Source organism: Shewanella khirikhana (genome assembly GCF_003957745.1).
Classification (GTDB): Bacteria; Pseudomonadota; Gammaproteobacteria; order Enterobacterales; family Shewanellaceae; genus Shewanella; species Shewanella khirikhana.
Genome location: NZ_CP020373.1, coordinates 3,531,202 through 3,553,133, shown reverse-complemented (window position 1 = coordinate 3,553,133; position 21,932 = coordinate 3,531,202). Strand labels below are relative to the sequence as shown.

Here is a 21,932-nt window from a genome sequence, read left to right as displayed (position 1 = left end):
ATCTTCGAGAAAGAGTCAAATACAAAAAGCCGGCGATTGCCGGCTTTTTGTATTTGAGGCTTATTTGAGAATGTTAGCCAAATCGATTTCCAGCGACTCGGTGGGGCGCTCGACGATACGGCCGATTTCTTCACCTTTTTGCAGCACGATAAAGGTAGGAATACGCTTGAAATCATACCTGGCGGCCAAACCCTCAGGGTCGGCCTTGGCGCGGTCAACGCCAATGTAGGTGACCTTGATATTGGGGTTGTTCACTTCTTCCATAATGCGGATAAAGCGCGGTGTTTCCCGGTGGCAATCGGGGCACCAGGTACCGATGATCACCACGATTTCGGTGGCTTCGGTTTCGGCTTTGATGGGTTCAAGGGCGGCGGTATCCACCTCGTAGGTTTTATAACCTTCGGTAAACTCGGGTAATTCAGTCACGAGGCGCTGTGCCTCAACGATGCCGGTCAGGATCACTTCCTGCTTCTCCTCGCTGCAGGTGGCAAATACGCCACCGGATTTGTTCTCGAAACCACAGCCGGAGTCGGCCATTGAAGGCGCGGCAAAAAAGAGGGCGGTGGTGGCCAATAAAGCTTTGACGTTATTGTGCATCATGTTTCCTCACAAGCGAAGGGGAAGCGATTTAGCCTCGCACTATGGGGTTATCCAACCACGGCTGTGAGCACAAAGGAAGTTTGCAGATGCCAGCCTTTGGGCTGGATCACCCTTTGTCGCCAAATGAAGGGGCGACAAAGGGATAGGAGCGGGATCAGCGCTTAACTTTGGGCGCCTTGTCCGAAGTGAAAATGGTCCAGTCCATGTCTACCCCGGCTTCCTGCCAGCGCGCCACGGCGATAAGGCGATGATCGCGTCCCTGCAGCTCGTTGGGGATTTGATTGCGCTCGAAATACACCTCTTCCTTCAACTGTGACGCTGACAGACCTGCTTCCAGTGCCATGGCTTTGAGGTACTCGCTGCGCCGCTGTGCCAGCGCATGATTGTATGACTCACTGCCCTCTGGACTGGTGTCGCCAATCAGCACCAGCTCGGCGCCCTGTTTGTCGCCAAGTTTGCGCATCAGGGCAATCAGTTCGGCCCGCTCGCCATCGGGCAGGGTGTCTTGATCGTAACCGAACATGATGACCCGGTTGACCTTGCGGGTGCTGGCGGTGGTGGTTTCACAGCCGCTATTGCTGATGCTGGCGCCGGTGGGGGTGGTTTCGCACTTGTCGCGGGCATCGATAACTCCATCGTGGTCGATGTCGCTCAGGGCGCGGCTTTGGGGCTGGGGCTCAAAACCGGCGCCGGGCTCGATGGCGCAGCCGCCGAGGATAAGCAGTGACATCAATGCGGGCAGGGCGAGTGTGCTTGGCTTTTTCATGTTATTTCTCCTCGGTCCAGCTCTCGGGGGTATCGACCCTGAATGACTCCATCAGGCTGCCGGTGGCATTGATAAGCCGGTAGGCAGCGCCCTGATACTTGTAGTGGGCATCGAGGTAATTTTTACGGGCGAGGAACACCTCCACCTTGGCATCGAGTACATCCAGCAGCGAACGGCGGCCCAGCTCAAACTGGCGCTGATACCCCTGCTCGGCCTTCACGGCCTGATCGACGTTTTCACGGTAAAACGAGCGCTGCTCGCCCACAAAGCTGTACGCGTTCCAGGCCAGACGGGTGGCTTCAATCACCTGCAATTCGGTTTGTTTGCGAATCGACAACGCCTGCTGAACCCGCCAGCTGGCAGCCTCGGCTCGGTCGACGTCACTGCCGCCGTTAAACAGGTTGTAAGACAGCACCAGCATGGCGCGGGCATCTTCGTCGGGACCGGCAATCCCCCCCATGTTGTCGTTGCGATTGGCCTGTAATTCCAGCGACAGTTTGGGCAGGAAGCTGCTCTTGTCGCGCTCGTACTGGGAGTTGGCCGCAGCCAAATCCTTACCGGCGGCGTCGATTTCAGGGTGTTTCTCTACCGCCAGACGCAGGGCGTCGCCGAGGTTTTGCGGCACATATTCGAAGTCAGGGCGCGGATCGATAAGATCCCGTGGCATCTGACCCACCAGATCGAAGTAGCGGGCTTCCAAATCCATCTGTTCGTTGCGGGCGGCAAGATACGCCGACTGCGCGGTGGCAACCCGGGCACGAACCTGAGCCACGTCTGAGTCGCTGGACAGGCCGCGGCCCTGGCGCGACTCGATATTGCGCTGAATTTCCTGATGTTCTTTCACATTCTGTTCGGAAAGTTTGACCACCTGATTAATGCGGGCCAGTTGCAGATAGACCTCGGCCACCTCCAGGCTTAAGTTTTCCGCCAGCGACAGCAGCCCGAACTGCTCGGCCTCCTGCTCGAACTGCAGTCGGTCGACTTCGTTGGGGGTGCGAAAGCCATCGAACAGCAGTTGGGTGACCTTAAGGCCCACCTCGGTGCGGTCCAGCTCTGAGTCGAGCCGTTTGCCGTTGTTGTAGCGCACGTATTCATAACCGGCGGCGCCGTACAGATCCACCTGGGGCAGATAGTGGCCGCGGGCGGCCCGTTTCTCACGCACGGCGGCTTCGAAACCGGCATATTTTTCCAGTATTCGCGGATGCTTGTTGATGGCTTCGGCCACTGACTGCTCCAGCGTCAGTGCCTGAGCGGGCACCGTGAGCGCCAGCAGGGGAAGTATCAGGAGTTTACGCATAGTGTCCTTACCTTATGGTTCACGCAGGGCATTGGCCTTGGCCCGCAGCACGGGCTTGAGCCAATAGTCCAAAACGGTTTTGCTGCCAGTTTGTATATCTGTTGTGGTTTGCATCCCCGGAATAATGGGGCGGCCACCCAAATCGCCGCTGTCGGTGCGGATATGGGCTTCAAAATAGGTGGTGCCATCTTCCAGGTGGTGTGCATCCGGGCTGACATAAACGACTTCCCCCTTAAGGCCGCCGTAAATCACAAAGTCATAGGCGCTGAACTTCACGGTGGCGGCAAGCCCCGGATGCACGAAGGCGATGTCCTTGGGGTCGATGCGGCTTTCGACAATCAGGGCGCCGTCGCTGGGCACCAGCTCCATAATGGTCTGGCCGGGTTCAATCACACTGCCCGGGGTGCGAATGGCGATATTGTTGATACTGCCATCGATGGGCGCCTCGATACGGGTGCGCTGCAGGCGATCCGCCAGCGCCTTCATATTTTCGGTCAGGCCATCGAACTTGTTCTGTGCCTCGTGGCGCTCGGCCTCGGCGCGGTTAATAAAGTCCAGCGCCAGGGTGCGCCGCTGTGCTATGGCTTCTTTGACGGCGGCATCGAGTTGCACCAGGCTGCTCTGGGTGGCCGACAGCTCACCGCGCAGGCGGATGGTGTCACGTTCAAGCTTAATCAGCTCAAGCTCGGCCACAGCACCTTCATTCACTGCATCCCGGGTCATGGCCAGCTCCTGCTCGGCCAGCTTGAGGCTGCGCCGCTCGGCGCTCTCACGGATACCGGCTTCTTCCCGGGCTTGCAGTTTCTGGCGTACCGACTCGCTGGCCTGTTCCAGCTGGGCGGCCAGTTGCGACAGTCTGGCGTTGAAGATGGTGAGGCTGCGCGGATCCAGTTGTGCCCGGGCAGGCTCGAGGCTGATGCGCTCCTGCCAGTTGTCTGCGGAGGACAGCTTCACCGAGGCAATCTCGGCATTGAGGCGGCGGATAAGCAGACTCAGAGCCTCGCTGGAGACCCTGGCTTCATCCACGGCCGAAGCGAATCTCAGGCTGTCCAGCTCCAGCAGCGGCTCACCGGCCTTCACCCGCTGGCCATCGGTTACATGCATGGTCTTGAGCAGGCCGCCATCGAGACTTTGAATACGATGCACCTTGAGGGATGGGACCACCTGGCCCTGGCCGACTACCACTTCTTCCAAAGTCGCGAAGGAGGCCCATACCAGGCAGGCCACAATCAGGCCTATGACCAAATAGATAATCTGATTGGCGCGCCGCGCCGCCTCCAGGTGTCTCAGGTGCAGGCTCATTGCTTGGCCTCCCTGCGGGTAACGCTTACCGACTTGAGACGTTTATTACCTTGCAGCTCTGATGGACGCTGCTCGGCCACAATCCGGCCCTTATCGACAATCAGCACCCGGTCGCACATGGCCAGCACCTTGGGCTGGTGGGAGGCAATCACCAGGGTCACGTCCCGCTCCAGTGCCTTGAGGCTGGCGATAATTTGATTCTCGGCCCGTTCATCCAGGGCGCTGGTGGGCTCATCGAGCAGCAGCAGTTTGGGTTCACGCAGCAGGGCCCGGCCAAGCAAAATTGCCTGACGCTGACCGCCGGAGAGTTGGCGACCAAATTCCCCCACCTGGGTGGAAAGTCCGGCGCCCATGCGATCGAGAAGCTTGTCTATACCACTGGTCACCAGCACCCGGGCAAGTTTTTGCTCGTCCACTTCGGTTAGCCCCAGCAGCAGGTTATCCAGCACAGTACCGTAGCTCAGCAGCGGCTGCTGGCCGACCCAGCCGATATGGCGGCGCAGATAGTCCTGCGACCACTGGGAAGCCTCGAGGCCGTGATAAAACAGCTGGCCGCTGGAGGGCTGATATTGAGCGGCGAGGACCGACAGCAGGCTCGACTTGCCAGCGCCTGCGGCGCCAAACAGGCCGACACGCTCACCCGGCTGAATGCTTAAGTTGATGTCGCTGAAAGCAGGCATGGGTTGGTCGGGGTAGCTGAAACTGGCGTTTCTCAGTGCCACCGAGCCATCGAATCCCAGTTTTCCGGCATTCAGGCTCTGGGCGCGGGTCTCCTGGGGCAGGGCGAGGATGGACTCTACGGCTGTCATGGCAGCGCGGGTCTGACGGTATTTGAGCAGCAGAATTGCAATTTGGTTAATGGCGGACGCGGCGCGGCCACTGAGCATCACCATGGCAATCAGGGCGCCCATGCTGATGTTGCCCGCATAAATCTGATACACCCCTGTGACCACCAAGCCCACAGTAACCAGCTGCTGGCTGGCCGCCACCAGGTGGCTCAGGGTATTGGAGGCGATGCGCGACTCATTCTGCCAGTCGGCCAGCTCGCGGATATTGGCATCCCACAGCCGCTGGGCCTTGTGCTGGGCTCCGGCCTGTTTGAGTTCCGGCAGCAGGTTCAGGGTCTCGATGAGGTGCGCCTGCTTTTGGGTAGACAGCTGGCCTGACTTTTCCACCGCCGCAGCAATGCGCCGCTCGAGAATAAGGCTCATGCCAATCAGGCACAGCATGGCAAGCACGGGCACCATCACCATCCAGCCACCGAGCCAGGCCATCAGCGCCAGAAACAGTACAGTAAAGGGCAGGTCGACCAGGGCGACCAGGGTGGCGCTGGTGAGGAAATCCCGAATTGAATCAAACTCCTGCAACTGCTTGGCAAAGGCGCCCGCCGAAGCGGGTCTGTGCTCAAGCCGCATGCCCAGCAAGCGGTCGAACAGCTTGGCGGAAACCTGTTGATCTACGTGTTTGCCCGCTACATCGGCCAGTCGCGCTCTGGATTGACGCAGCAGAAAATCGAACAGCATGGCCACGCACACGCCACTTGCCAGCACCCACAGGGTATCGGTCGCCTGATTGGGCACCACCCGGTCATACACGTTCATGGTAAAGAGCGGCGTCACCAGCGCCAGCAGGTTGGCGGCAAAGGACGCCAGCAAAAAGCTTTTAAGGAAGGGGCGCATCTCATCGAAGGCCTCGGCCAGATAATGGCGCGGGCGGCTTTGCTGATGCTCGGTGGCGCGGTAGTCGGCAAGTTCCCGGGCCTGCAAATACCAGCTGCGGCCCTCGCAGGTGGTTTGCCACTCGTTGTGGGCAAGCTGGCGCTGCTCACCGTCGGGGGATTCCAGCAGCACGCCTTCTTTGGTTCTGCGTCTGGCGAGCCAGGGGGCGCCATCCACAAAAAGAATGGCGGGCAGCGCCATATCCGCCGGAGGCAGTTTTTGCAGCGAAGCGCCCAGCTGAAAACGCCCGAGGATCTCTTCCAGCGTCTCAGGCGTCAGCCCGGCCATGAGCTCAGCCAGTTGCCCCGCCGGAGGTGTCATCCCCATGGCGGCGCAGCATTGGCTGATAAAGGCACGGCTGTGGTGGAAGTCAGCGCTCATCGGTGTTGTCCTGTCAGTTGCTGCTCTTCCATAAGCCGGGTCAGTTGTTCGGTACCATCCAGTGCGCCGCTGATCACCTCAGTACCTGTGTCCATCCCGGCAATAAAGCCGCCCTCGAAGCTATTGCCTTTATCGATGCTCTGCTGGATTAAGTTGGACAGCGACGCCAAATAGTCGGGATCCGGCTCGGGTACAGGCTGATAAGGGGTGACATCCTGCCTGAGGTCGCCTGCGAGGCTTATGCTGCCAAGGTCCTGCAGCGTGGCCAGCACTGCCGGCGTAGTGAAGCTGGCCGTTTGGATTTGAGGTATCACAGGCGCCGTTACTGCAGCTTCCAACTCGCTGATGTTTGCCTCTAAATGTAAGTCCAGCCAGGGCTTAATCATGGGGCTGTCAGGCGTCAGGATCTGCGGCATTCTGTCGCCGTTATCCAGGCTGATAAGCGAGCCCTCATCCCCGGCTGTGGCCTTGTTGTCATCCAGCTCAGTGCTCCACTGGGAACCCAGATATCGATACAGGGTTGGCTGGGTGACCTTGATGGGGCTGGGCTCGTCCACTGTGCCAGGCTGGACAGTTACCGGGTTACCGCTGTCAGCCAGCGTGAAGCGCGGTTGCAGCAGCAATTCACTGCCGCGCCACAGCATGGGGTCGAAGCGGAATTCCAGATTGTCGGCGCCCCAATAGAAGGCATCGTCAAAACTGCCGTCTGTAAATCCGTTGTCAGCAAAGGCGCTGAAGGACGACGCCATGAACGGCGCCATGATGGGCGCTGTGATATCCACGGTTACAGTGATGGTTTCTGTGGTGCCTTTGGCGGTTTCGCCGCTCAGGCTGGCGCTGGGTTTGAGGGTCAGGGTAAAGCTGTCGCCATCATTGGCGCCAACCACCTTGAGGCTCGCCACATCGCTGATGTCGGCAATCCACTTGTCGCCGGACTGGCTGGCGCCCTCCAGGGTCATTCCTGCGGGCAAGCCGGTGATTTCCAGCTTTCCGGTTTCACCGGGGGCCGGGTTTTGCAGCGATAAACCCAGTCCCAGCAACAGGTTGGATGGGTCATTGGCCAGCACATCATCAACGGCGGTCCACACAGGTGGGTCGACCTCTGGGGTCAGCTCAATATCGAAGTTCAATACTTCAGCGGCGCTGATGTCGGTGATATCGCTGCCAAGCACTGTGTTGCTGTCGATGCTTTCAATTCTGACTTCGGCATTGAGGGTGCCAAAGGCCAGGGGCCCGGGATGAAGTTGCATGCCGCTGACCGAGGTCGCTGCCACGTCCAACGTGGCCGTGTAGACGCCGCCGGACTCGGTAAAGGAGACGAAACTGCCCGCCACTGTCACCCCTTCGAGCCCTTCAAGGGAGCCTGCGGAGGTGATAATTACAGTCACTCTGACCAGCTCCTGACCTGTCACGTCCAGGGTTTCGGCCTTGAAATTCACCTGGATAACATCGTCTTCTTCAGCGCTGTAATGTTTCTCGGGCGGCACAATAATCTGAATGCCATCGGCGATGGGGCGCACCCCAACAATCACGTCGGTGCCATTGTTGACATAGTCTTCGGTGCCTTGCTCCCAGGTGACTGTGCCCACTTTCAGGGGAATGTCACCGCTGAAGTTTTCCGGTGGCAGCAACACCAGGCCGCCAAGCTGCTCGGGCTCAATCGACCAGGCATAGGTGGGTTTGCCATTGAAACTGCCGCCATCGGGCCCTGCGTTTGGCAGTTGGATAAGATTGCCGCCACTGTCCTGATAGTAGAGCACTGAGCCTGCGGGCACTCCGGAGACGGTGAGGTAAATCACTTCCGAGCCGTCCTGGTCAATCAAGCCTGCGCCTGCCGCATCAAGGCCGGAGAGGCTGATAAGCGTGTCTTCATCGCCGAGGATTTCTACCGTGGTACCGGGCAGGTTAGAGGCATCGGTGACCGGCGTCACCACCACATTCAGAGTGGTCGAAACGGCCACTGTATCTGTGACGGTGGCGCCGCCCACCAGCGCTGTGTCTATGGCAGTGGCATTGAAGGCAATGCCGAATACGCCGGACAGGTGCAGTGGTGGCACGAAGCGCAGATTGGCAAGCGCATCGTTGAGCTCAGCCATGTTGCTGCCGGTAAAGAGCCAGGTACTTGTGGTCCCTGCTTTGAGCTGGAACAGGCCTGAGTCATCTTCCAGGCTGCCGCCATCGAGCAGTAGCAACTGAATGGGCTGAGCGGCATCGCCAAATACCAGGGTCTCGCTGCCGCCGGTGCCTGGGCTTGCATCTGAGTCGATAAAGTTGAGTCGGATACCCAGGGGCACCGGGGTGTCTTCTTCCATGGTGGCGTTGGTCACATTGAAGAAGGCGCCATCGGCCCTTGGCTGAATTTGTGCTTCCAGGGTTTGGCTGTCGTCAATCTTGGTATCGCCGCTCAGGGAGTCGGTGGCGATGATGCGGATTGGTATAGACAAGTCACCGGCGTAATGCTCGCTGATGCCATGCAGGGTGAGGTTACCAAGGGAGGCTGTGGTAAACACCCACTCGATCACCGCCTTACCGGTGGCGTTGTACACGGCTTCGACATCGGTGCCGGTGAAGTAGCCGCCCTCTGGCAGGTCGCTTGCCAGGATACGGAAACTCACCACGTCGTTGGTGTCGGTGGTGATATTGGGGTTTAGATGGCCGGCAAAGCTGATGGCTTCATCTTCGATGGCATCGGCCACTGTCAGTTGCAGGTCGCCGACTTCGGTCGCAGTACTGTCGGCGGCGCCCTGCAGGAAGGTCACGGTAAAATTAGTGCTGATGATTTCGCCATCGTCTCGGTCGAGCACCCGTGCATTGACGGTGATTTCGGCGTCAGTCACGGCGTTATCACTGATGATTTTCACATCCTGAAGGATGTCCAAGCCCCATTCACGTACCGTATCGGATGTGAGGCTTGGGATCTCGATAAGCCAGCGACCATTCCCGTCGTGGATGGCACCAAGGGGGTGTTCCACATACCAGCCATCGCCGCTTGGCAGCACAATTTCCACATAGTCTAGCCGCTCGGAGCCATCGATATCGGCCTCGAAAAACTTCACCTGCCCTGTGATGTCGATGGGGCTGCCATCGGTGCTGGTCAGGGATGGCTCGGAGGCCTTGATTTCGGTGGTGATATTCACCTGAGCATCGACAATCAGCCGCACCCTGGTGTCTATCCAGCTGCTGACGGTTTCTCCGTTCCCTGAGGTATCGGTTATTTCATACCGCACCGGCAGTTCAAATTCGCCATCGGCATCCTGTGGTGGCAACACCGCCAGACGACCCGATGCGATAAGGTCTGGCAGGGTCGGGCTGGAGGCATCGGTCAGGGTGGCCAAATCCAAACCACCGGCAGGAATAGTGATTGGCCGGCCGTCCAGCAGCAGGCCGACGCCTACTGAATTGGGCATCACTATGGCGCCGGTAATGGTTTCGCTGCCGTCGTTGTCCATGCCCAGGAAGGGGCGGATATCGATGACGGCCGGGCGATTTTCAAGGCCTTCGGTGGTGGTTTGCAGGCTGCTGCCGGTTTCATCGATAACCGGCGACACCTTGAGTGCCACCGTCAGTTCGAAGGTTTCGCTGTCGCCGTCTTTCTCGGTGCTTTGGGCGTTGAGCGTGAGGCTGATATCGCCGCTGAAGTCGGCGATGGGCAGCAGGCTCAGGGTTGCCAGCTGAGCCGCCGACACACTGTAGACCGGCTGACCGGCGACAAAGTCGACCACCGGCAGATTGACCTGATTCCCCGAAGCATCCAGCAATTTGGCGCCCTCAGGCAGGCCAGTGAGGGTTAAATCCAGGGTTTCAGAGCCATCGTCGTCCGAGGTTTTCAGCAGGAAGTCGAGCTTGATGGGCACATCTTCCGCCAGCGTGGCGAGGTTGCTGATGGTGCCGCTGGTTTCATCCATGGTCCAGCGCGCCGGGTCGGCATCTATAGTGGGCGCATCGTTGGCAACGCCCCTCAGTTTGATGGTAACGCTCTGGGCTGCGCTGTAATTTGGGTTGGGGTGAAGAATGCCGTCGGACGGTGGAATACCGTCCTGAATCTCTTCGGTGGAGAAACTGCGGACGCTGAGCGCAAAGGTGCCAAAGGTGGCGGAGCTTACGTCCTCTTTGGGGATCACAAAGGCGTTGCCGCTGTTGACGTCATCGCCACTGACAGTCCAGACACCGGGGCTGACCTGCACCGCTGAGGGGGCGTCTATGCTCCAGCCGTCCGGCAGGGTAAATTCAAACCCGAGGGTTTCAGAGCTGTCACTGAGGCTGCCGCCGACGATATCGCGCACATCGATAGGCTTGTCTTCATCGCTGCTGATATCACGGGTTTCCAGCGACGGCTTGTCGGCCACAGGTTTGATATCCAGCTCAACGGTTTTCAGCTCGCCACTGGCGGCATCGCCGTTATCGTTTTCGGTGCTGGTGGGGGTGATATCAAAGGTTAGCTTACCGGCAATATCCTTTGCGGCTGTGGCCTGCAGGTTTGCCAGCTCAGCCGGGGTAATAATCATGCCATCGGTGATGGTTTTGCCGCCCGAGGTGAGGGTGAGTCCGTCGCTGATGTTGCTGATAAGGAAGGTCAGGGTTTCTGAGCCCTGGGCATCGGCGCCGGTTTCATCTTTGGAGCTGGCCGAAAGATTCAGCGATATGGTGCCGGCATCTTCCAGCAGGCTGTAGGTAAACTCGCTGTCGGTACTCCACTCAGGGGTGTCGGCCACAGAGATAACGGTGAGCGGCAATTCGGTGACCACATCGGACTGCACGCCGTTGCGGTCAATCACCACAGTCACCAGCAGATTGATGGTATCTGTGGCGTCCGACAGGTCATCGGCAGGCAAATAGGTGAGGGTGCCGCGAATGGTGGCTGTGCCTGTGATGGGCTCGATAATGAGCGCACCGGCACCAAAGAGATACTCGCCACCGGCCGGGAAAATCTGGATGCCGTCGATAAACAGGCTGCCCCCGGCCATGGAGGCGGCATCCAGTTTGATGGCAACCACCTGCTCGTTTTCGTCTTTGTCGCCCGGGTAGGCAACAATCTCCAGTCGACCCTCGGTATCTTCGTGGAACACGGGGTCGAGGATCAGCACCTTGCCATCCGAGTCCCTGGCATTGAGGGTCAGGGTGCCGGTATCTGTATCGCCATCCTTATCTTCGATGGTGAACTGCAGATCTTCGGTAAACAGCACATTGTTGTAGGTAAACAGCTCAGGCACCAGTGTGGCCAGGCCGTTCTGGTTTACCGTGAGGGTGCCGTAGCGATCGCCGGTGTCGGTGAACAGCTCAATGGTGTCTCCGGCATGGTATTCCACCCCCTTGTAGACGATTTTCTGCAGGGTGCCTGTATCAATACCTGTTTGATTAATATTAAAAAGCCGCAGCTCAGATGGCTCGTCACTCTCAAAGAAATTCCACTCCTTGTCTTTGGCGTGGGGCACGGCATCAGTGACCGCTATCGTGAGTGTTTGCGGCGCCGATTTATCGTTGTCGGCATCCACCGCCTGAACGGAAAAATTCACATCCAGCACGTCTGCGCCATTGGGATCCGGATGATCCAGCGGCTGGCTTTGCTCAAAGGTTACAGTGCCATCGGCATCGAGTTTTAAGCGGAACACCTCTTTGCCGTCGGTGCGGGTGGCAATGTACCAACCATCGGCATCGACGCTGGAGGCCAGAGTAATCGCCTTGCCCTGGCTGCTGTAGCCATTGAAGCTGAAGCCATCGGCCAGCACCAGCGATTGCACGTTGTCGCTGCCTGCATCGATGGCAAAGTTGCCTGACACCGTCTGGTTGCCATCTTTTGGCAGGTCCTGTTCGTTCAGACTCAGGGTCAGTGCGCCCTCGATAACCGCCGCCAGGCCGTCGTGAATGGTCAGATTGACCGTGCTGCTGGCCACGCTGCCGTCCGAGTCGAGAAATGTAATGGGCAGGCTGAGCACATTCACAGAGCCATCGCCCTGGAGTTGGTCGATGGGACCATAGAGTTTGGCGCTGATGGCAATGCTGCCGTTGCTGCCGGCATCGATATGGATATCTTTGGGCAGCGACAGACTCAGTACCAGCTCGCCGCGGCTATTGCGGCCTTCCAATACCGCGCCGTCGTCCTTCAGGCTCCAGTTCAGGGCGTCGCCATTTTGGGTCAGCGGATTGCCGTCTTTATCGGTCATGGGGCCGGGGCTGACATCGAAGCTGACATCGACAATAGGGTCACGACTGGCGGTGACATCTATGCCGTCTGTGTCTTTGTTCTGGCCGCCGCTGCTGTTTGGCAGTTCATAAACATCCAGGTCGACATTGGTGGCAACACCTGGGGTGCCATCGGAAACCAGAAAGTTAATCAGTACTTTATCGCTGTCACCGTCGAAATCTTTCAACACCACCGGCACGGAAATCTGGCCGCCGTTCTGATCGAACGCCCGGTACAGGGTGATTTCATAAGGATGCCCCAGGGTGTCGCTGCCGCTGTTCCAGCCGCCAAGGAGACGGATTTCAAGCACAGGATTGGCCGGATCGCCGGTGTGGGCGGTCAGCAGGGTGCCATCGGCCGACACGGTAAATTGCAGCGGCTCCAGCCCGGCGGTGAGCCTGGGCATTTTGCGCACATCATCGAAGGTCAGGCTCTTGATGCTGTCGCTGCCGGCGATGATGTCAAAGCTGCCCTGTTGCACCAACGGAGTGCCGAATAAATCGTTTTCATCAAATTCCAGGCGGCTGTTGTTGATGAGTACGGGGTCTGCGCCGTCCAGCAAATCGATGGTGATATTGCCGCCAGCGGCCGGGCTGCCATCGGTATCTGTGGCATCGAGTTTCAGTTTGAGGCTTAAGATATCGGTGGATGGATGATCCAGTGGCAGCTTTAAGTCCATCAGCACACTGGCGCTGAGGTCTCGTCCGCTCTGGCTGGCAGACAGGGTCAGAGTAAACGCCACTTCTGTGCCAGCGGTGGCGGTAAGCAGCTTGCCATCGGCCGAAAGGCTGTAGCTCAGCTCCACCCCCTCGCTCTTGAGTCCAAGGGCTTCCAGTTCGAATGGCGTCAGCGGGTTAAATACCAGTGAGTCGGCCACCAGAGCATCTGAGCCCGCCACAATCACAAAGTCACGGCTTTCGAGCAGGTCGGTATCGACCTTGGGCTCGATGAGACTGTCGCGGTATTGGCCAATATCAGCCACGGCGCCGTCGTTGATGTAAATGTAGGCCGAGGATGCTGACTTGGAGCCATCGGAGTCGACGGCGTAGTAGCGGAAATCGAGTAGCTGCTGAACTTGATTATCCAAGTCCCCAGCGGTTTGAAGATGCCACACGCCCTTGCTGTCGATGGTCAGTTCGCCGAAGCGGGTCGCGACCACAAGCGGTGTGCCGGGCTGCACATTGTAGCGGGTGCCCTCTATTTCGATGGCTACCAGGGTCAGACCTTCGAGACTGAAGTCGTTGGCGAACACAGAGCCGCTTACATCCTGCTGCTCTTCGGTCACGTAAAAGTCAGGCAGGGTTAGTTCCGGCGCATCCAGCACATTGACGATGGCGTAGGTGAAGATGGTTTCTGAGGTGCCATCGGCATCGTTTTGCAGCGCTTCAAGCTGAATAAACAGGGTGGCAGCGCGACCAGTTTGATCAAGCGGTTCAAACAGTTGCACCTTGAGGTTGGTGCCGGTGAGGGTAGCGCTGAACACCAGTTCACCATCACCTGCGCGGCTGGCGGTAAGGCTCATGCCATCGGCGGCAACCGTGACCAGCACATCCTGCCCGAGCGAGGTGATCCCCGTCAGATACAGCTGATTGAGGCTGATGCTGAGCGTGCCATCGGGTATTTGGTAACTGAGTTCGGTGGCGAGTGAATCATAGAGGATGAGCCCGGCCTCATAGATGATGACATCCATGGGTTGGTACAGGGTTGGCAGGGCATCGGCGGCGCTGTTCCCGGCCAGATCGGACACAGTCACATCCACCATCCAGGGGGCATGTTTGCCCATGCCTGCCACATCAAGGCCGCTGAACTGCCAGCTGCCATCGGCCTGAACCAGTGTGGTAAAGGTACGGGTTTCTTTGCCATCACTGATGCTGAGGGTGACGGTTTGCCCGGCTTCCACTCCAGTGGTGGTGCCCTTGAGTTCATCTTCCATGCCGAAAATCAGCTGCGAGCCGCCGTAGCCTTCGCCGGTGTCGATATCGATACTGATTTGGGTGTCGATAAGACTGGTGTCTTTGGCCCAGCCGATATTGCCTGCATTGTCGGCACTGGCAACCCAGGCGCTGACTTCGCCCTCGGCAAAACCAAGCGCATTGAGATCCAATCCATCGATACGCCAACTGCCGTCGGCCTGAACCTGGGTGCTGGTGAGGTACCTGTGGCCCTGACTGTCGACCAGCAGCACCAGCAGCCCCTTGCCGGGTTCGATGTTGGTGGCGGTGCCACCCACGGAGACTGAACGGACTTCGCCTTCGCTTATCAGTTCATCGCCACCATCGAAAATCTGAATGCTGACACTGGCCAGCGAGTCCTTCACATTGCTGGTGGCCGCAGTCGCCGGGTTTCCGGCCTGATCTGTGGCGCTGGCGTTGAAGCTAAGGCTGCCGTCGGCGAGCGCACTGATATCGGCGTCTTCAATGCGATACTCGCCGCCGCTGACAAGGGCTGTGAAGGTGAGAGTAGCGCCGTTTTTATCGGTGACTGTGACTGTCACAGTGCGGCCATCTTCGATATCCGTCACTGTGCCAAAAATGTCGGTGACACCGGCCTCGCGGCCGTTAATTACATCATCATTACCGGCGGCCACATCGATGGTGATGGTGGCGTAGAGGTCCACCGGAATGCTGTTTTCAGCGTGGGCGGGGTTGCCGGCCACATCGGTGACATCGGCAGTGACATAAAGCATGCCATCGGCAAAGCCGGTTAAATCCAGGTTGGGAAGGGTCCACAGGTTGCCGCTGACTACCGTTGTCAAGGTCAGGGTGTTGCCCATGCCATCGCTGAAGGTAACGCTAATGGTTTGGCCGTTTTCGACGTTGAGCACCACACCCTGAACAGTCACATGGCTCTGCTCGGCGGCGTTAATCACATGGTCGTTGTCGGCGACCCATACAAAAATCCGCGCGCTGGTGTCTTTTTCGTGAACCACACTGGCGTTGGCTGGGTTACCGGCTACATCCGCCGAGCTGGCGCTGAAAGTCAGCTCGCCATTGGCCAGTGAGGATAAATCCACATCATCAAGCTGCCACTCACCGCCCACCACTGTGGTGGTGAAGGTTAAGCTTTTGCCGAGCTTATCGGTGATGACCAGGGTAACGGTTTGACCGTCTTCGATGTTGGTAACTGTGCCGGCGATATCCACTGCGGTTTGCTCGGCGCGGTCGATGTAGTCATCCAACCCGGTTTCCACATCGATGCTGATAAGGGCAATGCTGTCTTTGATATTGCTGGTGCTGGCGGTCGCTGGATTGCCGGCTACGTCGGTTACGCTGGCGCTGAAGTTCAGCTCGCCATCGGCAAGGGATGAAATGTCCGCGTCATCAATAAGATAAGCGCCGCCACTAACAACAGCGGTGAAGGTCAGGCTGGCGCCATTTTTATCGGTGACTGTTACTGTAACAGTGCGGCCGTCTTCAATATCCGACACATTGCCGAAGATATCCGTGGTCTTGCTTTCGAGGGCGTTGATGACATCGTCGCTGCCGGCATTTATGTCGATTTGCACCCCGGCATACAAATCCACCGGAATGCTGTTTTCGCCGTGGGCCGGGTTGCCGGCCACATCGCTGACATCGGCCGTGACGTACAAGGTGCCATCGGCGAAACCGGTTAAATCCAGGTTGGGGATGGTCCAAAGGTTACCCGTTACCACAGTAGTAACGGTCAGGCTTTTCCCCATGCCATCGCTCAAGGTAACTGTAATGGGCTGGCCGTTTTCGACGTTGAGGACCACGCCGCGTACCGTGACTGAACTTTGCTCGGCGGCATTAATCACATGGTCGTTGTCGGCAACCCAGACAAAAATCCGTGCGTTGGTGTCTTTTTCATGAACTACGCTGGCCGAGGCCTGGTTGCCTGCAACGTCGGTCGCACTGGCGGTGAAGGTCAGCTCGCCGTTGGCAAGGGAAGATAAATCCACATCGTCGAGCTGCCAGCTGCCGCCGACAACCGTGGTGGTAAAGCTGAGGCTGTTGCCCTGGTTGTCGGTCACGCTGATGGTGACGGTCTGGCCATCTTCGATATTGCTGACTGTGCCAGACATGTCCACGGCGGTCTGTTCGGCGCGGTCGATGTATTCGTCCTCGCCGGTTTCAACATCGATGCTGATGCCGATTTTTGTGTCCATCCAGTGGCTGGTGGACGCTGTGGCCGGGTTGCCTGCCGCATCCACCGCCGAGGCGCTGAAGTCGAGCTTGCCATCAGCAAGTGTTGTGAGGTCAACATCATCCAGCTGCCACTGCCCGGCTGTGACCGTGGTGGTGAAGCTAAGCTGAGTGCCATTGGCGTCTGTCACTGTGACCAGCACCTGTTGGCCATCTTCGATGTCGGTGGCGCTGCCGCGGATATCGGTGGCGCGGCTCTCGATGCCGTTAATGACGTCATCACTGCCGGTGATAACGTCGATGGTGAGCTTGGCAATCAGATCCACGGCAATCTGATTCTGACCATGAGCGGTATTGCCGGCCACATCCAGGGTGTCGGCATTGACAAACAACTGGCCATCGGCAAAACCGGTCAGGTCTATGTCATCGATGTGCCAGAAGTTGCCCTCAACCAGGGTAACCAGGGTTTTGGTGTTGCCCTGACCATCGCTCAATGTGACCAGAATTGGCTGACCATTTTCAACGTTCAGCACCAGACCGCGGATGTCTACCGCCGATTGCTCGGCGGCGTTAATGACCTGATCGCCATCGGCAAACCACACGAAAATGCGGGCATTGCTGTCTTTTGGCGCCTGGGTTTGGGCATCGGCCGGGTTACCGGCCACATCCTGGGATTGCACCTGAAACGCCAGCTCGCCATTGGCGAGGGAGGAAAGGTCGGCGTCTTCAACCCGCCATTGACCGTCAACGACCAGGGTTTCAAAGGTGAGGCTGTTGCCTGCTTCATCGGTTACTGTCAGCCAAACCGTTTGGCCATCCTGAATGTTCTCGACGGTACCGAAAATATCGACGGCGGTCTGCTCGGCGCGGTCGAGGTATTCATCTTCACCGGTATCGACCTCAATGCTGATGCTGGCGAGTGTGTCTTTGATGGTGTCGTCGCTGGCGTTTTCAACCTGGCCCGGGTAGTCGGGTGCTGAGATAGTCGCGGTAAGTGGGCCTTCGGCGAGGGAGGACAGATCCAGCCCCTCAATGGACCAGCGCTCGTTTTGGATGGTGACCGTGAAGGTTAAGCGATTACCGGCACTGTCGATAATTTCCAGCAGCAAGGTGTCGCCGTCGCGACCATTGATGGCATCACCGCTGATAGTGACAGTGCCAATTTCTGCCTGATTCAGGAAGTTATCGCCGCCATCTTCAATCTGAATGCCAAGCACCAGCGGCAGCAGCGGATTGCTGTCGCCCTGGCGCTCATCGTTTGTGTCTGCGTCGCTGAGGCTGTCGCCTTCGGTATTAAAACCAGAGCGTGGGACGATTTTCTCGTGCTGTTGGCGAAACAGGGTAAAGCCGAAATTGACCCCCTGCTGATCGGGATCTGAGTTTGCGTCCTGGGAAGGTTGCCCTGGCATGGCAGCGAGGGAGTCTGAGGTTCCATCGGGGCTGGCGGGCACGGCAGGCAGCGCTTTAAGGGCGGTTACCAGGTCGGAGGGCAGTGCCAGTGGCGTGTCATTGATAACCACCACCGCAATGCCGCTTTCGCTGTATTGCAGGGCATCGGCATCCAGAACCACCAGGCCGGCTTGCTGTTCAAGTTCGGCCACATTGAAGGGCGGTTCGAGTTCACGCCATTCACCCTGACGGCTCACCGCCCAGACTCTGGAGCCAACCTGAACAAAAAAGAGTACATCCGCGCGCGCGAAATCTGCCATGCCTGTGTCCTTACTGCATCACATTTTACGGTTCAAGTGTGGCGACTTTTGTTGATATAAGCACTAAAAGCAAACACTTGGCCTAACTTTGTATCATCCTGTGTTTTATGGGGGAATACAATAAAGCCACCCATTGGGTGGCTTCGGAAATCGCGGTTTTCATACCTTTGGGTGACTACCTGGCATCGTCCTTCAGCCACTGGGCAGCACGCTTGGCAAAGTAGGTCAAAATACCATCGGCGCCGGCGCGCTTAAAGCACAGCAAAGATTCCATCACAATGGCTTTTTCTGCCAGCCAGCCGTTTTGAATCGCGGCCATGTGCATGGCGTATTCACCACTGACCTGATAGGCAAAGGTGGGCACTGCCAGCTCTGATTTAACCCGGCGAACCACATCCAGATAAGGCATGCCTGGCTTGACCATTACCATGTCGGCGCCTTCCTGAATATCCAGCGCTACTTCGTGCAGCGCTTCGTCGGTATTGGCCGGGTCCATCTGATAGCTGTGCTTGTTGCCGCCCTTGAGGTTACCGGCAGAGCCGACTGCATCGCGGAAAGGACCGTAGTAGCTGGAGGAATACTTGGCCGAGTACGCCATGATTTGGGTATTCACGTGGCCTGCGGCTTCCAGCGCTTCGCGGATGGCGCCGATGCGGCCGTCCATCATGTCCGATGGTGCCACTATGTCGGCACCGGCCTGGGCGTGGGACAGCGCCTGCTTTACCAGGATCTCGGTAGTGATGTCGTTGACGATATAGCCGGTGTCATCGATGATGCCGTCCTGACCGTGGGTGGTGAAGGGGTCCAGTGCCACGTCGGTCATCACCCCCAGCTGCGGGAATTCACGCTTAAGGGCGCGCACGGCACGTTGGGCCAGACCATCCGGGTTGTAGGCTTCTTCGGCCAGCAGGGATTTCTTCTCCAGCGGCGTGACCGGGAACAGTGCAACCAGAGGCACGCCCAGTTCGACCAGCTCTTCGGCTTCCTTGAGCAGCAAATCGATGCTGTAACGCTCGATGCCGGGCATGGAGGCAACCTGCTCGGTGCGATGGTTCCCTTCCAGTACAAACATCGGATAAATCAGGTCGTTGACCGTCAGGGTGTTTTCCGCCATCAGGCGACGGCTGAAATCGTGTTTGCGCATGCGGCGCATTCTGCGCTGTGGGAAGGCACTGGTGATGATGTTCACTATCGTCTCCTCGACTAAGATTGGGAGTCGGGGGTGCTGTCGAACAGACACACCCGGTTACGGCCCTGATGTTTGGCCTGATAGAGCGCCCTGTCTGCCTGTTCCAGCAGTTCCAGAGGATGATCTTCGCTCTCGATGATGTTGCAGCTGACCCCGATACTCAGGGTCAGCGGGATGTTCTGACTCTCCCAGTGAATGGCGAGTTCTTCTATGCCGCGGCGGATGTTTTCGGCTACGGCCAGGGCACCCTCGTTATCTGTGGATGGCAGGATGATAGCAAACTCCTCACCGCCAAAACGTGACACGAGATCCGTTGGACGCTTGAGATGTGAACTCATGCTGTCGGCAATTACCCTAAGCGTCTGATCGCCGGCCAGGTGGCCGTACTGATCGTTAATGCGCTTAAAGTGGTCGATATCCAGCATCAGCACCGCCATCGGGGTTTGCTGGCGGCGACTGATCCGGCCTTCGGCCTGCAGGCGTTTATCGAAGGCGGCGCGGTTCTTCACCCCGGTCAGGCTGTCGATGGTGGTCTGCTCGGTAAGCTTTTGATTCACTTCGTTCAGCTCGCGCAGGGCAATTTCCAGCTCCAGGGTGCGCTCCTGCACCATGTCTTCCAGGCGTTCATTGGTTTCAGCCTCCATTTTGAGCGCATCTTCACGGGCTTCGCGGATCCGCTGCGCCTGCTCCAGCGCTTCGTGCTGAATACGCAGCTTGGATTTGCGCTCATCGCTGTAACGAATCGCCAGTACCGCCGCCATAAACACAATCTCGAAGGTCACCCCCAGCATGGCTGGGCTCAGCGGGTCGACCTGGATTTTGATAATCCCAAGGTAAATCAGGCTGCTCACTGCGGTGCCGGCGAGCAGCACTATCCAGCCAAGGAAATACAATCGGGCCAGCTTTTGTCCGCGGAAGGCCTGGATCAGCGCAAAGCTCAGCAACACCAGGGAAATCCCCAGCAGCGCCACTATGTCGCAGTAAATGGCGAGGTTGTAGCTGACAAAGGGCGACAACAGTGCCAGAAACAGGCTGAACGCGGCGCTGAAGCGGCAAATCCGCAGCATGCGGATATTGTGGTATTTAAGCTGCAGCACCTTTTCGGCGAACATCAGCGCAAAACACATCACCAGCGGCAGCAGGAAGGGGATCACCCAGGCCTGCATGGCCGGCCAGTTGGGCCACAGATAACGAAAGGCAACCCCCTGAATGGTGGCGACCAGCAGTGTCATGCTGAGTACATAGGCCGAGTAATAGCTGTAGCTGAAGGACCCCGACGCCAGGGCCACAAATAGGCTGAACAGGCCGATGGCGGTAAGGATCCCCAACTGAAACCCATGGGCCAGGCTGCGACTTTCCGACAGCTGGCTTAAGCGCCCCGGGCTGACCAGACTCATGGGCACATGGGCGCTGCCCTCGGTGTCGATACGCAGGAAAAAGCTGTGTTGCTGCCAGGGTTTGAGCTGAAACGGATACAGGTACTGGGTTGAACGCAGCGGCCGGCTTTCAAATGGCAGGCTGTCGCCGAGATGCAGCTCGCTCATCAGGTTGCCATTCACCAGATGGTACAGACGCACATTATCCAGCAGCGGGTTGTTGATGCTCAAAATGCGGTTTTCGGCGTTGCCACGCACATCGATATCAAACCTCAGCCACAGTGCTTTGGCACCCACGCCGCGTTTGCCGCCCTGCTCGATGGGCTGCCAGCGCGGGTCACCAAATGGCGGTAAGGCGCGAAAATCCAGGGAGTCGCTGGCCTGAAACTGGGTGGTCCAGGGGGCCAGATCGAGTTCATCGGCAGTGCTTTCGGTGAGAATAAGTGACTTGGCCGCCAAGGCCATAGGGCTTAAAAAAACGCTTATGCACAACAGCAGGAACAGCCTAATCATGGGCCGACTCCAGCTGGAAAAATCTGAGGCTGTTTTGATAGGTGCGCTCGATAAAGGCCTGTTCATCTTCCCCCCGCAGGCGGGCGATTTCGGCCGCTATATAGGGCAAATAGCAGGGCAGATTCTTGCCCGATTTGGGCTTGGGTCGCATAGAACGTGGCAGCAGATAGGGGCTGTCGGTTTCAATCAGCAGCCGCTCGCCGGGAATGTACTTCACCAGCTCGGCAAGCTCCTGTCCTCGGCGCTCATCGCACACCCAGCCGGTAATGCCTAGGTGCAGGCCAAGCTCAATGTAGCTTTCCATCTGTGCCCGGGTGCCGGTAAAACAGTGCAGCAGTGCGCCAGTCAAATGCGCTCTGTGCTCGCGGACGATGGCAATAAAGTCTTCGTGGGCGTCACGCTCGTGCATCAACACCGGCTTGCCAAGCTTTGCCGCTAAAGCCAGCTGGGCAGCAAAGGCTTCGCGCTGTTTCGGGCGCGGTGAAAAGTCACGATTGTAATCGAGGCCACACTCGCCCACGGCAACCACCGAGGGAGCCTGGCAAAGGGTCGCCTGAATAGCGGCGCTGCCTTCATGCCATTCAGAGGCATGGTGTGGGTGCACCCCGGCGGTGGTGTAGAGTTTCCCTGGATGTGCGTTGCAAACCGCAATGGCGGCCTCGCTCTCATCGAGGCTGCTGCCAATGACAATCAGAGGCGAGACGCCTGCGGCATCTGCCCCTGAAATAACCTCATCCAGGTTGGACTCGAGTGCACTGCCAATCAGGTTGACGGCAATGTCCAGATACTTGGGCATG

The 21,932-nt window shown here is 58.1% G+C and carries 9 protein-coding genes; all 9 read right to left on the bottom strand.

The annotated features are described in order from the left end of the window. Window positions 1-60: 60 nt before the first annotated feature. Window positions 61-597 (bottom strand): thioredoxin family protein, encoded by a 537-nt coding sequence (locus tag STH12_RS15555; protein ID WP_126168389.1) that lies wholly within the window; start codon window positions 595-597, stop codon window positions 61-63. Window positions 598-754: 157 nt separating this feature from the next. Next, window positions 755-1,366: an OmpA family protein gene (locus STH12_RS15550; protein ID WP_126168388.1), complete on the bottom strand. Its 612-nt coding sequence runs from the start codon at window positions 1,364-1,366 to the stop codon at window positions 755-757. A 1-nt stretch (window position 1,367) separates the two neighbouring features. Continuing rightward, on the bottom strand, window positions 1,368-2,663 hold the full coding sequence (locus STH12_RS15545) for a TolC family outer membrane protein (RefSeq protein WP_126168387.1): 1,296 nt from the start codon (window positions 2,661-2,663) through the stop codon (window positions 1,368-1,370). 12 nt (window positions 2,664-2,675) lie between these two features. Continuing rightward, entirely contained in the window at window positions 2,676-3,965 is a 1,290-nt protein-coding gene (locus STH12_RS15540) for an HlyD family type I secretion periplasmic adaptor subunit (RefSeq protein WP_126168386.1), read from the bottom strand. Beyond that, window positions 3,962-6,064 (bottom strand): type I secretion system permease/ATPase, encoded by a 2,103-nt coding sequence (locus STH12_RS15535; RefSeq protein WP_126168385.1) that lies wholly within the window; start codon window positions 6,062-6,064, stop codon window positions 3,962-3,964. Before STH12_RS15535 ends, STH12_RS15540 begins: the two co-directional genes overlap by 4 nt. Next, entirely contained in the window at window positions 6,061-18,057 is an 11,997-nt protein-coding gene (locus STH12_RS15530; protein WP_126168384.1) for a T1SS-143 repeat domain-containing protein, read from the bottom strand. The genes STH12_RS15535 and STH12_RS15530 overlap by 4 nt, the downstream gene beginning before the upstream one ends. A gap of 175 nt (window positions 18,058-18,232) precedes the next feature. Beyond that, window positions 18,233-19,246, bottom strand: coding sequence for a porphobilinogen synthase (gene hemB / locus STH12_RS15525; protein ID WP_126168383.1), 1,014 nt, complete (start codon window positions 19,244-19,246; stop codon window positions 18,233-18,235). Window positions 19,247-19,260: 14 nt separating this feature from the next. Beyond that, on the bottom strand, window positions 19,261-21,135 hold the full coding sequence (locus STH12_RS15520; protein ID WP_126168382.1) for a sensor domain-containing diguanylate cyclase: 1,875 nt from the start codon (window positions 21,133-21,135) through the stop codon (window positions 19,261-19,263). Then, the gene (locus tag STH12_RS15515) at window positions 21,128-21,931 is read right to left on the bottom strand and encodes a TatD family hydrolase (RefSeq protein WP_126168381.1); all 804 of its coding nucleotides are present in this window, start codon (window positions 21,929-21,931) and stop codon (window positions 21,128-21,130) included. Before STH12_RS15515 ends, STH12_RS15520 begins: the two co-directional genes overlap by 8 nt. Window position 21,932: the final 1 nt, after the last annotated feature.